The sequence below is a fragment of the Nostoc sp. NOS(2021) genome (assembly GCF_017115025.1).
GTDB lineage: Bacteria > Cyanobacteriota > Cyanobacteriia > Cyanobacteriales > Nostocaceae > Nostoc.
Map to the genome: position 1 here is coordinate 28,927 of NZ_JABXKM010000107.1, position 15,558 is coordinate 44,484.

Below are 15,558 nucleotides of genomic sequence, written 5' to 3' on the forward strand. Positions count from 1 at the left end.
AATAATGGAAAATCAAGGAGATTTTTTAGATGACTAATAAACTGAAGAAAAAAGGCGTTCTGATTTGATACTGCTAACTTTAGTTAGAGGATTTTTCTACCCCCAATGCAAAGCACGTTGACTGTCAAACTATTTGGAAATCAGAACAACAATGCTACGACCTTGAACTAAGCAAAAATCCTCTGAAATTAAAGTCTCTTGCCCCGATTCCACAATATCCATCGGGGAAGGTTGAGCAGTGTCCACGACTTTGTACCATTTCCTAGCTGCAAGAGAAGGAATTTCAAATTTGAGAGTATCCCAGTACATATTGAGCATGATGTGAATATCTGATGCTCCTTTAAAGCCTGCTAATGTAAAAGCGAGAACTCTGCCATGAGCCTCGTTCCAAGCCGGTCTAAACAAATGTAAGCCATGCCAAGAGATGTCTGCCAAACCTCGCTCATTAACTTCGCCGTTGAAGAAGTGGCGGCGGTGTAATGCTTCATGGCAATAGCACTTACGGAAATCAATTATCAGTTTGAAGAATCTGTATATATCAGCATTCTTCTCCACAAGATTCCAATCAAACCAACTGATTTCGTTATCTTGGCAGTAAGCATTGTTATTGCCATTTTGAGTGCGCCTAATTTCATCACCAGATGTAATCATTGGCACACCCTGCGAGAGAAAAAGAATAGCCGTAAAATTCTTAATTTGTCGCCGCCGTAAAGCATCAATTTCGGAATTGTCAGTTTCTCCTTCAGCACCACAATTCCAACTCAAATTATCATTTATTCCATCCCGACTGCCCTCGCCATTAGCTTGATTGTGCTTGTTGTTATAAGAAACTAAGTCATTGAGAGTAAACCCATCGTGGCAAGTGATAAAGTTAACGCTGTTAATTGGTAAGTGTCCGCTTGCTTGGTAAAGGTCAGCACTTCCAGAAATACGCCAAGCCACTGCCCCTACGAGTCCTGAATCTCCCTTGATAAAGCGGCGAACGTCGTCTCGGAAGCGTCCATTCCATTCCGCCCAACGATATCCTGGAAAGTAGCCAATTTGATACAATCCAGCAGCATCCCACGCTTCAGCAATAATTTTTGTCTCCGCTAGGACTTCCGATGTTTCAATTTGCCAGACTACGGGCGGATGAACCATCGGGTTTCCGTTTTGGTCACGGGATAAGATAGAGGCTTCATCAAACCGAAAGCCATCAACGTGCATCTCTTGCACCCAAAACTCTAGGCAATCAACAATTAACTTCTGCACTAAAGGATGGTTGCAGTTAATCGTGTTCCCACACCCTGAGTAATCCATGTAGTACTGTTTATCAAATGGCACAAGGTGATAAAATATACTATTAAAGAACCCTTTAAAGTTAATAGTTGGGCCTTCATGGTTTCCTTCACTAGTGTGGTTAAAGACTACATCTAGAATGACCTCAATTCCTGCCTTATGTAAGGCTTTCACCATATCCCGAAACTCTGTAATTGGGTTTTTCTCACTGGGAGAAGCACAATATGAAGTTTCTGGGGCAAAAAAGCTGTGTGGATTGTATCCCCAATAATCTTTCAGTTGCTTACCGTTGACTTCTCGAAGAACTTCCGTTTCATCAAAGTCAAATATTGGTAACAATTCAACAGATGTGATCCCTAATTCTTGCAGGTAAGGAATCTTTTCGATAACTCCAGAAAAAGTACCGGGATGTTTGCAGCCAGAAGAAGGTGATTTAGTAAATCCACGAACGTGTAACTCATAAATGATGGTTTCATTCATGGGTCGGTTAATAGGGCGATCGCCTTCCCAGTCATAATCTGATATATCTATGACTACACTACGCATTGAAGTAGCCAAGTTATCTTTTGAGCCTAAAGCATCAGTGCGCTTCCATAGCGTAGTACTGTTTCCCTTTGAGTAAGGATCAATTAGTACTTTGTTTTTGTTAAAGCGGTGTCCTTTTGCATGTAAATCTTGAGGGCCATCAATGCGATAAGCATAAGCAGCACCAGGTTTTAAGCCTCTGATATAGATATGCCACAAGAAGAACGTTTTATTGAGCTTTGGGTCTAACTGAATGATTTGTATGGGTTCTGAATCATTGGGTGTTTCAAACAACAACAGTTCGACAGATGTGGCATGTTCAGAAAAGATGGAAAAGTTGACTCCATATTTGTCGGGCTTTGCACCCAAAGGATATGTACGTCCCAATTCTACTTGGTAGTTTGTTGTAGTTTCTGCTTGATATTGAAGTGGTATTGCAATCATTGTGCCTTTCTTCTCACCTGGAGCGTTAATTGATAATTTACTGAACAATTCCGCCAAAATTTATCAGTATAAAGCATATTTTAGAGAGCATAAATTCAGTATTTACAGAAACAAAGTCTGTTAAAAGAGTACCAAATAAACTTCATTTTACAGAAGAGAAAAACCAAGTTTATTCGCATTATTTTAATACTGAATTGGTGTTCTAACTAATGTGTAAACGGTTGCACTGAATCTTATCTGAGAGAATTGCACTAGCTATAATGCCCGTGTGAATTTCCAGATCGGCATCAGGAGGTGCTTCAAACCGAAAACGTTGTCTTGGGAAAATAACTCGCTCAAAGTACCAATTAGGAATATTTGCGATCCGAAGTACCTGAATCTGGCTAGTAGCGTTAACATAGTTGCAAACAATCCAACTAGACTGCTGAGAAAGTAGCAGCGTTTTTCTTTCCGACATGACAGACTCAATTTATTAATCCTAGTTTTTTACCTGGTAGCTACCTGCAATCTCTGCTCATTAATTGCCTTTAAGAAAATTTCCATGAACTCGGCGACTACATTAGGATGTTTTGCTGTGATGAGATTGCCATCAATGTGTAAATTTTTAGTTCCATCACCATCGAAGATAATGATGCCTCCAGCATTTTGTACATCACAAAGAATGTTATGTGCACAAGTCACCTCACGATTCTTCAGCAATTCTGGGTCAGCGCAAAGCAGCCAAAGGCTATGACAGATAGTTCCAATCTTTAATTTGCCAGCATCCATAGCTTTGACAGCTTTTCGGAGAAATCTGACAGCAGGAGATTGATTGGGTTGACCCTGTTTAGGATATTCTTCATAGCGAAGACGATCCATAGCATACGCACCGATGAGAATAATGCCTTCATAATCGGTAGGTTCAATATCATTTACTTCTACAGTAACAGTCACTTCTTCTATTAACCCAATTCCCTTATAGGTCAGTTTATCTTGGTTCCAAAGATGAGAAATATACTCTATTTCGTATCCATTTTCCGGGAAAAAACTATTAAATGCTCGAAACTCAATTTCGTCAAAATGTTCTTCAATAAGTACACCTATTTTACCCTGATTTTTAGCATTAGTTACCATGTTTTTGTATCTCCTTTATACCTATACCTATTTACAACAGGCTTGTATTCATCTTCAATCTTTCACTTAATCAGTCTGCTATTCATTTGAATTGAGAATATCATTCAGAGTACCAAAGCACCCCGCAGCCTTATTAAATCCTGCGTAAACGCACATGAACAAAAAAAGCTCCTCTATTTCTGCACGGGTAGCGCCTTGTTTCATGGCCATATTTACATGTGCAGCAAAAGGACTGCCAGTCCCAACTTGATCTTGATTGACAACATCAATAGCAATTGTTATTAAAGCCTTGGTTTTTTGGTCAATTAACGGAAGACCCCATGCTTCACCTGCTACGCGAGTACAAAAATCCCCAAATTTAGGATTGATACTTTTTAAAGCATCTTGAAGTTTTACATCATCTAAAACAGCATTTTTATATACTGTTGTCTTGGCATTTAGCTCCAGTGTTGCATTATCAGGCTGACTCATATATTTTCTCCACTATTGGATAAATTTAGCTTTTATACTACCAAAGTTGTTTTGGAATAAAAAAAGCTATTAAGTGCTTTGCTTGTGTAATAAGACAAAAAACTTTGATGAATAATTTGATTTTGGTTTCCATCGATGCTCACAGTGCAGCCATTACGATAATTATTCTTTGCACTGCATTTTGATAAATCTATAAACCTCGTTTCTTTACCTATTTTTAACAATTTTGGAAAGTATCAGCCAGCTAAAATCTTTGAGTTAAGACTAAATTTAAGCTTTTATACTATTACGGTGAGGGGTTTGTCAAAATTCTCTTGTCCAAGCGGCTATTGCGGAAAGATAAGAACTGGCTTATAGCTAGGTTCGTTTTTAAGTAGATGGTTCTAAATAAATATAAGATAGTTTGTCATTGCGAAGGTCGTGAAGCAATCTCAGTCTTTGCGATTGCTTCACTCCACTGCGTTCCGCTCGCAATGATATTTTATATTTAATTTCGCCCAGCTACTTAACAGACTAATATTTTTAGGCTTTAAGTCCTTTTTAACAGATGTTAGCCTGCTTTGGAAAGTGATTTCCAGACTGGTCAATTATTTTTGCAAGACATCTAATCAATAAACCTCTTGCATAAATCAAAAAGAAGAACCCCAACTCATAAGCAAAGAAGGCTTGGGGGTGAGGGTTAGGGACTTTTGCAAAAGGCTAATTATGGAATGGGACTAACATAAGTGCAAACTATAATTTTAATTATCACACCAAATTCAACAGAGCCGAACATAACTTCGGTGGTCAAGAAGTTAAAGAGGAGTTTCTTGACCCGAAAATTTTTACCCACCTTGAAAGGGCTAGTCCTAAATTATTCTGAACTCAACGGTATTGAGTCATAACAATATATTGTTGTAGAGTCTGAACCTTTAGAGCAGTCACAAAATATCGGATGTGACAGTTTAAGCTGAAAAATGCACAGATAAACCAAGTGCTTCAGCGCTTTTCTTATACAGTTAAGGTGTTAAGTTTGTCCTTAAGTTATCGATATTCATTTTACAAAACTTTGTCGGGCTGCAAGACTTAGTATCAAGATACTTCAGTTCACTAGCACAATTATGAAGAATATCACCTTTTTGCAACAGCTGTATTATTGCCACAAGTGACTTTCTCTCATTCTGTCTGTAGTAACCACAACTGAGGAAACGAACCATGCGTAATGACTTTTTAATTAATACTAAATCTGCGTGTATTCTGTCTGACAAAGTAGTGATGGCGACTGCCAAAGGCACTTGGATACATCAACCTACTCTTGTAGGGGGCGGCGATCGCACCGCTTCAAAAATAAGTAATGCAGACAGGATGGCTAACACCAAGAAGCTTTTAGATAGGGCGATCGCATCTGCTTGGCACACAGTCAACACGGATCGCAGACCACCAAAACTTACCCCTATACGTTGGGTATGGCGGCTTGCTGGTGCGTACCATTCAAGCCGCTACACCTCACAACTGATGGAAGAAGCTACTAAACACTTCGCTGCATCTGGTCGCCAGAGTTTAGCAGAGTGGGCTACACAGAAAGCCAGAGAGGAAGCTGGTCACGACCGACTCGCCCTGCTCGATATTCAGTCGATGGGATATAACGCAGAGGCTGTGGTGCAAGCGCTGACTCCATCTGCGGCAACGGCTTTTGTAGAGTACTTCACTCAAACCGTGCGGGGAACCAATCCAATTGATTGCCTTGGCTTTTTCTATGCGGGCGAACGCTTAGGGACATTTCAAGGGGAGGAATACATCCAGAGTGTAGAGGCTTTGTTACCACCTGGTACTCATGCCACACGCTGGCTACGCATACACAGCGGTGTTGGTGCTGAAGTCAAACATGTAGAGGAGATAGTTAAGGTTGTTACATATCTGACTCTCCAAGAACTTACCTCTATAGTAAAAGCCTGTTATGAAACTGCGTTGTTACGCTTTACTCCACCCAAGGAAGGCTACATATCAGACGAAGAACTTCAGAATGTATTGAAACCGCTAAAGTTAAATACTTCCCTACGAGTGTGAACTAATTTTCAGAAGCTAAAGAAATGACCCGGTAACTAAGAAGGGCTTTTTTCAGACACCCTTAACTGTATTGTTTAAATCACAAGGAGAAAAAGAATGCCATCTCAGATTTTAGAACTCGTATCTCCGATTGTAGTATCGCTAGGTTCAGGTTTTACCAATGAAGCTGTTTTTTCACGGACATTTCCAGATGGAATGAATACTACAATTACCAAGCAGCAGTCTTTAAGGCAGGAGTTTACCAGCTACTTGCTTGAAACCAGTTTCGATATGTTGAATGACATCAAACTTGATGATTTGGAAAGTATTATCAGCAATGAATTCCGACAAGGATTGCCAAGTGACACTGAATTCGGTTTTTTGTAGATTCAGCTTATCTGTTCATTTAGTGGCTTAAACTTGAAACAGTCGATATCCCTGATTGTCTAGCTTCTGTGAAGTCAGGAGCGAAAGCAGCTTCAAAGCTGGTTAGCTCTGGCTAAATTAACAGCTAGACTGTTGGGGATTACATAACATTTTTTGGCTAGAAAAAATCTCCCGCTCATTGACCTGATTTCATATATTTGCTAAATAGGCTGTTTTTCGCCAGTAACAGCCCCCAATACTTTTAGCGTCGCAATAGTAGCTGGAGTTAAACTTGTAACACCCATAATGTTCATCTGCTCATATGGTTTTTCTGCTTTCAGAGCTTTTAAGCACTGACCTGTTGTTACATCCCAGAGTCTAAATGTCTCATCTTCACCACCACTAGCCAAAGTTTGATTATCAGGGCAAAAGGTGACTGACCAAATCCTACCTGTATGTCCTTGCAAAGTCCTAAGACATTGACCAGTACTAACATCCCAAAGTTTGAGTGTATTATCGTAGCTGGAAGTTGCTAGCATCTGGCTATCTGGACTAAAGGCAACTACCTGTAACCAACCTCTATTTATCTGCAAAATTTTTTTACATTCACCTGTGCTGACATTCCATAACCTTAATGTCCCATCTGGACTAGTACTTGCCAAGAGTTCACCATCTGGGCTACAAGCAATTGCCCAAACCCAAGTTGTATGACCTTCTAATGTTCTTTTGCACTCACCTGTGCTGACATCCCACAATTTGACTGTCTGCTCTAAAGCGCAACTAGCTAGCATCGTTCCTTGAGCACAAAAGGCAACTGACCAAACCGCAGCCTGATGTCCTTGGAAAGTTCTTAAGACTTGACCTGTACTGACATCCCACAATTTGACTGTTTGATCATCACTGCCACTTGCTAATGTTTGACCGTCAGGACTAAAAGCAACTGACCAGACCAAAGCACGATGTCCCTGTAAAGTTCTTAAGGTTTGACCCGTACTAATATCCCACAACCTTACTGAAGAGTCATGACTGCCACTTGCCAGCATCTGCCCTTCTGGACTAAAAACAACTGACCAAACGGCAGCACCATGTCCTTGGAATGTTTTCAGGCATCGGCCGGTATTGATATCCCACAACCTGATTGCAGAGTCATGGCTGCCACTTATTAGCCTTTGCCCATTTGAACTAAAAGCGACTGATAGTACCTGATTAGTATATCCTTGGAAAGTTTTGAAGCATTGAGCAGTGTGAACACTCCATAGCCTTGCCGTCTGATCGTAACTACCACTAGCCAGGAAATCACCCTGTGGACTAAAAGCGACAGAATAGACCCAACTGGAATGCCCCTGAAAAGTTTTGAGGCATTCACCAGTACTAATATCCCATAACTTCACCGTGCGGTCATGACTGCCACTAGCCAGGAAATCACCCTGTGGACTAAAGACGACTGAATATACTTCATTGGAATGTCCTTGAAATGTTTTGAGACATTCACCAGTATTGATATCCCATAACTTTACGGTGTGGTCTTCACTGCTACTCGCTAGCATCTGTCCATCAGGACTGAAGGTAATAGACCTGATTACATTACAATGTCCTTGAAAAGTCTTAAAACATTGACCAGTAATCACATCCCACAACTTGATCGTTTGATCGTCACTGCCGCTTGCCAAAATTTGACCATTAGGACTGAAGGTAGCACAGGGAATCCAACTTGTATGTCCTTGTAAAGTTCTTAGGCATTCACCACTTTGAACACTCCATAACTTTATCGTCTGGTCATTACTGCCACTTAATAGTGTGTCACCATCTGGACTAAAGGCAACAGACCAAACTTCATTATTGTGTCCGTGCAAGACTTGAAGCACTTGACCAGTAGTAACATCCCACAACTTCACGGTGTAGTCAATACTACTGCTAGCAATGGTTCTGCTATCAGGACTAAAGGCTACCGACACAACCCAATTAGTATGACCTTTACAAGTTAGAATTTGTTGCCAATCCGAAACTTGGTACAAGCGAATCTCACTATTGGTATCACCCAAAGCTAAAAGCTTACCATCAGGGCTAAAGGCTACCGACACAACACCACCGAAGGCTTCAGCAAAAACAGACCGATCAAAATTGGCGTTTTGGAAATTGACATCGTGCAATTTCATACACCGCAGGTCTACTTGCCAAATAGTCAGATAAGAAAAATCATAACCACTGAGGTCATTCCCCAGATGACAAAGCAGATTTAGGACATTGCCAGCTGTATAACTTTGTTCTAAGGGTGATGTTTCTCGTAGATTTGCCAAAATTTTGGTTAGTTGATTTTCCAGGTTTTTTTTGCTTCTAAAAACACCAAGCAACCCATCTATAACTGGTTGAACAATCAGGCGAATTTGAATATCCCTCACATAGTCTTTTGCCATTGCCTTCATCAAAGCATGACACCTGAACAAATCAATATTATGATTAGCAATTTCTTGGCAAATTTGATCTATGAATCGCTGAGTCACATACTCCATCACTACAGCTTGTAGCGTAAATAGTCCTTCATTTTTCTCAATTAGCGATCGCCTCACCAGAGACTCTAAAGACTCCAACAATCTTTGTGGCGGGATTTGTGATACAATATCGTCCCGTATTTCTGATAGCGAAACTGGCTCACTATTGATGGCTAGCCAGTACATTGCATCCTTTTCTAAATTTGACAACCGCGAAAACTGCTGTTCTAAAAGCTCATGAATATCACCAAAAACAGTTGTTTCTTGTTGTAAAAATTTAGATATGTCACCACAAAATACATCTTGAATAGTGGTAGAAACCACCTTCAAAGCTAAGGCGTTACCTGCATAACGCTCTACTAGTTTGCTGGATTCTGACTCGGAAGCAGAGACTCCCTTGACTTTCAAAATTTCTTGCCCATCCACCGCCTGCAAACCACCAAGAAGAAATGAACGTACACACAGTGTTTCTCCTTCTAATGCTGCTACTTGTTGAGGTTTTTCTCGACCTGTCAGCAGTAAGCAGCTTTGGTGAGTTACTTCTCCCACTCGTTTGAGCAGATCCCCATATCCCTCATATCCTTCTCGGTAAAGTCCGGCTCGACTACCACTTTGCAGAATTGACTCTATATTATCTAATATCAGCAGACATCTATGCTGGCGCAGATAATCAATTAGTCGGGATATTCTTTCGCCTACACCTTCTGGTAAAGAAACTTCTGTTTCTTGCTCGTCGGATAAGAACTGGATCAGGCTAGCTAAAATATTTTTGATGGGCGGAGCTTCTCGCAGCGATCGCCAGATGATATACTCAAAATTATCTTTAATCCGCTCTGTCAGCTTTATAACCAGAGCCGATTTACCAATTCCTCCCATTCCCAACACTGCCACTAACCTACACCGATCCTCAAGGAGCAATTGTTCTAATGTGGCTATTTCTTCTGTGCGCCCATAAAAAACTGATACATTAGTTGCTTCTCCCCAATCTTGGTGCTGAGATTGGTCAGAATTGGTGTAGCAATCTTTATCTAGCTTGATATTAAAAGCTTGGAAGAAAAGCTCAATTGTTCGTTTGTCAACTGCGTCGTCACGAGACAGCACCTTAGAAATTGTCGCCGTGTTGATTCCAATCCGCTCACTTAAATCTTCAAAGGTATACCTGTTTCCATAATTTTCGTTTAATTCGGCAGTCAGTCTAGCGGACTGAAGTTTTTGTAATCCTTCGGGAGTGAGAATCAGACCACGTTTACGCTTTTGCTTTGTAAGTTTCATTTAACGCACCACCTTTTTAGCCATAAAATGGCTTGGCTATGTGATTAATTTAGTTACTCTAAAGCGGACTATTTTAGAACTACAACTACAATTTATTACTTGCTTTTTTTACTACAACTAAAGATATTTTACATAGGGACTGACAAATCAAAAAACATCCCAAACTTTCTTGTGGGACGGGTGTCCGCACTCATCGCATATTCAGGGCGGGCTTTCCTGCCCACCCCACAAGATAGATAATTTAGTTTTTGGAAGTCCCTAAAAGCAGCAGATGTACTTCAGTATGAATATATCACAAAAAGTCCTTAGAGCCGCAAGGACTTAAACTTTAGAGGATGTTAAATAAGTCTTATTTCATACTTAACCTAGCGATCGCAAGTCGCAGCTACACAGGCAAGACGCGTAGCGGCTTCTCAGATGAAAGATAGTCTACGCTGGTTTGAAAACCTTAACCTTAATTGGGTGTTAGTTCGTACAGGCAAACTTTGTTTGTGTAGTCGCAAATTATATGAGACTGTTGGTCAATTCACGATGGGTTAAACCCCTGCTTAATTCGCCAAATAATTTGTTTTGCAGAGAATAAACATCAAAGATTATAGTAAGGATAAGGATGAGCAATTGTACAGAAATTAACGCTAAACCTGAAACACTGATTAAATTTTGGCGGTAAAATAATCTTTCAGTAGATCGAAAAGTTTTTTATCTGGAGCGATCGCTCAGAAATATTATCGTCTGTAATACTTTTGCTCAAGCAAATCTTGAATCAGCAGACCATGTATTGATGATGATATCTTCGGAAATTTGCCGCTGATTCTGCCTTTGCGATTATTTGATCCACGTTCCTTAGCAATAATTGCCAATATGACGAGTAATTTTCTCCAACCACCAAGGTTACGCGTTGGTGAAGACACCGAAGAAGAACGACGCGCCACTTGGTTAGAACTTTTTTACGATTTGGTATTTGTGGTTGCCATTTCTCAACTGGCTCACAATCTCACAGAAGATATATCGCTATCCGGCTGGTTTGGCTTTGTAGTTCTATTCATACCCATTTGGTTCTCATGGATTGGCACCACACTCTATGCCAACCGCTTTGATAGCGATGATGTAGGACATCGGTTGCTGATTGGTTTACAAATGCTGACAGCAGCAGCAATGGCTATCAACATCCACCACGGTTTAGCTGAGAGTTCGCCTGGTTTTGCCCTTTCCTATGCTCTTGGTCGTGCCGTGCTGGTTATAGAATACGTCCGTGCTGGAAGACATATCCCTTCGGCCCGTCCTTTGACCACTCGCTACGCTATTGGTTTTGCGATCGCAGCCTTCCTCTGGTTGGTTTCGACATCTGTACCCATTCCTTGGCGGTTCGCACTCTGGACATTGGGAATCATTATTGACTTTGCCACACCTTTAACAGGAGCTAAGTTCCAGATCGGGTTACTCCCCCACGCCTCACACTTACCAGAACGTTTCGGGCTGTTTACGATTATTGTCTTAGGAGAAGCAATTATCGCGGTGGTCAATGGTGTTTCTGAGCAAAAATGGGATACTTTAACCGTGATTGCTGCCGTGTTTGGTCTACTTATCGCTTTTAGTTGGTGGTGGGTCTATTTTGATAACCTTGGTGGCGCACCTATTCAGATGGCGCGGACACATGGAAGAATTGGTGTTGTCAATATCTGGCTCTACACCCATTTACCGCTAGTGATTGGGATTGCTGCTGCTGGAGTCGGCGTCGAACAAATTTTGTTGAGTAAGCCAACTTTAGCACTACCCGATTCACAGCGATGGCTGATCTGTGGTTCAGTAGCATTATGCTCTCTGGCTATCAGTATTTTCCACCGATATGGGGTGCTTCGCTATTGCCAAATGCGTTCTCAGTATCGACTTTGGGGTGCAGTTGTGCTGCTAGCGATCGCCATCTTTGGCAAAGGTTTGTTACCTGTTACAGTCATCACCCTTGTAGCTGTAGTTTCTGTTGTCCAAGTCGTTCAGGATTTATATCAGAGTCGTCCTACTACCCGCTTGGTCGATCCAGAAATTTAAGGTGATTCAGATACAAATTTCATTGATAATCTGCTCTCGTAGAGAGGGAATTATGAACCTATCCCACTAATAATATTTTGTGAATCCAGATGTGGATGGTAGCGAGGTCAATAAATGCGTCAAAATAAGCCTTTGGACGCTCCCATCTAACGACTAGACGACGGACTAAAGCGTTGATACCAAGCGAAACACCGCTCCTGCTGAAATCTAGGAACGCTTTTTTCGCAGTTTCCGGGTGGATTTGTACTAGACGAACACCATTATATCTTTTGCCCCATGCCCTTATCCACTTTTTTACAGCTTGCGATCGCTTAATTTAGACGGGGATGGACAGGCTGATTTAACCGTTCATGGAGGAGCAGATAAAGCAGTCTATTTATACCCGTTCGAGCATTACGAGTACTGGCGAAGTGAATTGCCTGATACAGAACTGCCGCTAGGCATATTTGGTGAAAATTTCACAACCACTGGACTCAGAGAAGAGGAAGTGAACATTGGCGTTCACGAAGTGTGCGCGGTAGCGCTCTCATTTTCGTATCGGCACTGTCACGTTAATGGTGACACAACCTCGCCTACCCTGCTATAAACTTGGGATTCGCTTTGGACGACCGGATATGGTTAAACGATTTCTCGCAAGTCGTCGAACCGGATTTTACTTCGGTGTTTTGCAAGAGGGCGAAGTCGGAGCCGGAGACACTCTAGAGTTAGTGAGCCGGGATGATAACAACATTACGGTTGCCGATATCACTCAACTTTATGTGCGTGAGCAGCACAATCCAGAGTTACTTCACCGGGCTGCTCAACTTGAAGCCTTACCCCAAAGTTGGCGCGACTATTTCCAGAGATAAGTAGGTAAATAGAATTAAATATAGGGCTTGTGTAGGTTGGTTGAGGCACAAAACCCAACTAAAAAAGGAATTTATTGCTGAAATTGGAAAGGCGGTGAATGGTAAAATTACATCTGCCCCACCATTGTAGTTCTGAAGACTTAGATAAAATCCTCACCACTTCACCTAAGTACGGCATCGAAATTATTCCTCCGCCTCCTCAGCAATGACAACACGACGACTCACCGTAAAGCAACGAGTTTTAGTTATGGGTAATCACTGACGATCGATTTCACCCCACAATTTCAGCTTCACCTGTATATAACCTTACAAGGAGTAAAGTCATGACCACATATAGCACAGTTTCGATCGATGGTTTAGATATCTTTTATCGAGAAGCAGGCTCCCGCAATAATCCGACAATTCTGCTATTGCATGGCTTCCCGACCTCCTCTCACATGTTTCGCAATCTGATGTCTGCGCTTGCCGATCGCTTCCATCTAGTTGCACCAGATTATCCGGGTTACGGCAACAGTTCGATGCCAACTGTGAATGAGTTTGATTACACATTTGATCACCTAGCCCAGATCGTGGAGAAATTTATTACCGCGATCGATCTCAATAAATATAGCCTTTACGTGATGGATTATGGTGCGCCCATTGGCTATCGGATTGCGGCTAAATATCCAGAGCGAGTGGAAGCGCTCATCGTCCAAAACGGGAATGCCTACGAAGAAGGTCTGCGCGAATTTTGGGAACCGCTCAAGGCTTATTGGCAAGACCGTTCTGCTGAGAATGCTGACAAACTCAGACATATTATCACCCTGGAAGCAACTAAGTGGCAATATACCAACGGCGTTCGCAATCTGGAAGCGATCAGCCCTGACACCTGGAATATGGATCAACTCTTCCTCGATCGCCCCGGCAACGATGAGATTCAGCTGGCGCTGCTGTATAGCTATGGCACTAATCCACCATTATATCCGCAATGGCAGGAGTATTTCCGCAAACATCAACCACCCACCCTGATTGTTTGGGGTAAGAATGACTATATCTTCCCTGCCGAAGGTGCTTATCCCTACAAGTGCGACCTGAAAGATGTTGAGTTTCATTTACTCGATACCGGACATTTTGCCCTGGAAGAAGAAGGAGATGCTATCGCAAACTATATCGCTCAATTTCTCACGTCACGGCTGCAAACCATCCCTATCTAATCAATCCAAAGTTTGAGCGACTGTAAAACGCCAAAATTTCGCCGCTATAAACTTACAACTGACAACTCATGTTGAGTAATCAAAATCATGCCAACCTACTTTGATCTCGATTTTGATCTAGATAGTGGATAATTGCCATTCCACAATTGCGCCAGCAGGTGGTTTAACAGTGCCATTTCAACAGATCATTGACCCTTATCAACAAAAGGAGACCATTATGGTTAGTCAAGTAAAATCGCCAGCAGTAAAAGTTTTGGAAGTCGCAGATGATCCGCGTCTTTCTACAGAAGTGAAGGCATTTTTGAAATTGCTGAATTCAGGAGGTGTGGGTTTAGAGACGTTAACTCCACTCGAAGCGCGTCAAGTACTCGTGGATGCACAGGCTGCCGTTGAAGTGGATCTTTCAGGCATTGACGAGTCTGAGAAGACAATTACTGCTGACGGTTATCCAATCACGCTCAATATCGTGCGACCAGCAGGTGTTCAAGGTATATTGCCTGTTTTCATCTTTATTCATGGCGGTGGTTGGGTACTCGGTGATTATCCAACACACAAGCGCATGGTTCGCGATCTCGTCGTGCTTTCAGGTTTTGCGGCTGTCTTTGTCAACTACACTCGCACTCCAGACGCTCAGTATCCACAAGCTATCAATGAGATATATGCCGCTACCAAATGGGTTGCTGATCATGGTGAGGAGATTGGTGTTGATGGCAAAAATCTGGCAGTAGTCGGCAACAGTGTCGGCGGTAACATGACGGCTGTCACCACGTTGATGGCGAAAGCGAAACAGGGGCCGCAGATTAAGTTGCAAATCTTGATGTGGCCGATCGTAGACGCTAATTTTGAAACGGATTCTTATCAACAATTTGGCGAGAACCGTTTCCTGACCACATCTACAATGAAGTGGATGTATGACATGTACATCACTGACCCAGAAAAACGCAAAGACATCTATGCCTCGCCCCTGCAGTCCACCGTTGAGCAACTGAAAGGGTTGCCTCCAGCGTTAATTCAGTTCGCAGAAAGCGATATTTTGCATGATGAAGGCCAAGCCTATGGACGCAAGCTAGATGAAGCCGGGGTAAAGGTGACAACCGTGCGCTACAACGGGATGATTCATGACTTTGGATTGCTGAATGGTTTAGCCGAGCTTCCAGCAACTCGTTCTCTTTTTGTCCAGGCAGCCGCTGAACTGAAGAAACATCTGCAATAGACATAGGAGTGAAAATGACGTAGGGACAATTCATGAATTGTCCCTACCAAAGATTTCGAGCAACGCAGAATTAATTTTTACCAGATGTCTAATAGGCAATGATCGTTTCTTTTACCCCCAGTTGCAAGTAATCCTCGTTCTGATCAGGTTTTGGCATCGGGGGCTTGAGAGCGCTCTGACTTATCTGGGTTGAAAGTCTCTTGCTGTAAGTGTTTTCTGATTAGCTGATGTCAATGGCTACCTGGCAACTGCTATATTTCTATAACAATTAAGGC

At 42.0% G+C, this 15,558-nt stretch carries 11 protein-coding genes and 1 pseudogene; 7 read left to right on the forward strand and 5 right to left on the reverse strand.

Annotation, left to right across the window (positions count from 1 at the left end):
• Positions 1 to 129 precede the first annotated feature (129 nt).
• The 4 genes and pseudogenes from glgX to HWQ41_RS13400 form a co-directional block, all read right to left on the reverse strand.
• Positions 130 to 2,247 carry a glycogen debranching protein GlgX gene (gene glgX / locus HWQ41_RS13385; protein ID WP_292763405.1) on the reverse strand — a complete coding sequence of 706 codons (2,118 nt, stop codon included), beginning with the start codon at positions 2,245 to 2,247 and terminating at the stop codon, positions 130 to 132.
• A gap of 205 nt (positions 2,248 to 2,452) precedes the next feature.
• Positions 2,453 to 2,704 (reverse strand): annotated as a pseudogene (locus HWQ41_RS13390) (DUF1830 domain-containing protein); the annotation flags it as partial.
• Positions 2,705 to 2,733: 29 nt separating this feature from the next.
• The gene (locus HWQ41_RS13395) at positions 2,734 to 3,360 is read right to left on the reverse strand and encodes a DJ-1/PfpI family protein (protein ID WP_292763407.1); all 627 of its coding nucleotides are present in this window, start codon (positions 3,358 to 3,360) and stop codon (positions 2,734 to 2,736) included.
• A 78-nt stretch (positions 3,361 to 3,438) separates the two neighbouring features.
• Positions 3,439 to 3,831: a carboxymuconolactone decarboxylase family protein gene (locus HWQ41_RS13400; protein WP_292763409.1), complete on the reverse strand. Its 393-nt coding sequence runs from the start codon at positions 3,829 to 3,831 to the stop codon at positions 3,439 to 3,441.
• Positions 3,832 to 5,025: 1,194 nt separating this feature from the next.
• Between HWQ41_RS13400 and HWQ41_RS13405 the strand changes: the two genes are divergently transcribed.
• Positions 5,026 to 5,877, forward strand: coding sequence for a hypothetical protein (locus tag HWQ41_RS13405; RefSeq protein ID WP_292763411.1), 852 nt, complete (start codon positions 5,026 to 5,028; stop codon positions 5,875 to 5,877).
• Between the two features lie 96 nt (positions 5,878 to 5,973).
• The gene (locus HWQ41_RS13410; RefSeq protein WP_292763413.1) at positions 5,974 to 6,243 is read left to right on the forward strand and encodes a hypothetical protein; all 270 of its coding nucleotides are present in this window, start codon (positions 5,974 to 5,976) and stop codon (positions 6,241 to 6,243) included.
• Between the two features lie 200 nt (positions 6,244 to 6,443).
• Here the strand turns inward: HWQ41_RS13410 and HWQ41_RS13415 are convergent, their stop codons facing one another.
• Positions 6,444 to 9,983 (reverse strand): NB-ARC domain-containing protein, encoded by a 3,540-nt coding sequence (locus HWQ41_RS13415; RefSeq protein WP_292763415.1) that lies wholly within the window; start codon positions 9,981 to 9,983, stop codon positions 6,444 to 6,446.
• An 861-nt stretch (positions 9,984 to 10,844) separates the two neighbouring features.
• Between HWQ41_RS13415 and HWQ41_RS13420 the strand changes: the two genes are divergently transcribed.
• The 5 genes from HWQ41_RS13420 to HWQ41_RS13440 all read left to right on the forward strand — a co-directional run bounded on the left by HWQ41_RS13420 (position 10,845) and on the right by HWQ41_RS13440 (position 15,283).
• Entirely contained in the window at positions 10,845 to 12,029 is a 1,185-nt protein-coding gene (locus HWQ41_RS13420; protein WP_292763416.1) for a low temperature requirement protein A, read from the forward strand.
• Positions 12,030 to 12,330: 301 nt separating this feature from the next.
• A complete protein-coding gene (locus tag HWQ41_RS13425; RefSeq protein ID WP_292763417.1) occupies positions 12,331 to 12,615 on the forward strand; it encodes an MOSC domain-containing protein in 285 nt (94 codons plus the stop codon).
• Positions 12,584 to 12,877 (forward strand): 3-alpha domain-containing protein, encoded by a 294-nt coding sequence (locus HWQ41_RS13430; RefSeq protein ID WP_292763418.1) that lies wholly within the window; start codon positions 12,584 to 12,586, stop codon positions 12,875 to 12,877. The genes HWQ41_RS13425 and HWQ41_RS13430 overlap by 32 nt, the downstream gene beginning before the upstream one ends.
• A 323-nt stretch (positions 12,878 to 13,200) precedes the next feature.
• Positions 13,201 to 14,070 carry an alpha/beta hydrolase gene (locus HWQ41_RS13435; RefSeq protein WP_292763420.1) on the forward strand — a complete coding sequence of 290 codons (870 nt, stop codon included), beginning with the start codon at positions 13,201 to 13,203 and terminating at the stop codon, positions 14,068 to 14,070.
• 169 nt (positions 14,071 to 14,239) lie between these two features.
• Positions 14,240 to 15,283: an alpha/beta hydrolase gene (locus tag HWQ41_RS13440; protein ID WP_292763421.1), complete on the forward strand. Its 1,044-nt coding sequence runs from the start codon at positions 14,240 to 14,242 to the stop codon at positions 15,281 to 15,283.
• Positions 15,284 to 15,558: the final 275 nt, after the last annotated feature.

Excerpts from the sequence above, each read along its gene's own strand:
- glgX (WP_292763405.1), bottom strand. The coding sequence starts at position 2,247 with ATGATTGCAATACCACTTCAATATCAAGCAGAAACTACAACAAACTAC.
- HWQ41_RS13395 (WP_292763407.1), bottom strand. The coding sequence starts at position 3,360 with ATGGTAACTAATGCTAAAAATCAGGGTAAAATAGGTGTACTTATTGAA.
- HWQ41_RS13400 (WP_292763409.1), bottom strand. The coding sequence starts at position 3,831 with ATGAGTCAGCCTGATAATGCAACACTGGAGCTAAATGCCAAGACAACA.
- HWQ41_RS13405 (WP_292763411.1), top strand. The coding sequence starts at position 5,026 with ATGCGTAATGACTTTTTAATTAATACTAAATCTGCGTGTATTCTGTCT.
- HWQ41_RS13410 (WP_292763413.1), top strand. The coding sequence starts at position 5,974 with ATGCCATCTCAGATTTTAGAACTCGTATCTCCGATTGTAGTATCGCTA.
- HWQ41_RS13415 (WP_292763415.1), bottom strand. The coding sequence starts at position 9,983 with ATGAAACTTACAAAGCAAAAGCGTAAACGTGGTCTGATTCTCACTCCC.
- HWQ41_RS13420 (WP_292763416.1), top strand. The coding sequence starts at position 10,845 with ATGACGAGTAATTTTCTCCAACCACCAAGGTTACGCGTTGGTGAAGAC.
- HWQ41_RS13430 (WP_292763418.1), top strand. The coding sequence starts at position 12,584 with ATGGTGACACAACCTCGCCTACCCTGCTATAAACTTGGGATTCGCTTT.
- HWQ41_RS13435 (WP_292763420.1), top strand. The coding sequence starts at position 13,201 with ATGACCACATATAGCACAGTTTCGATCGATGGTTTAGATATCTTTTAT.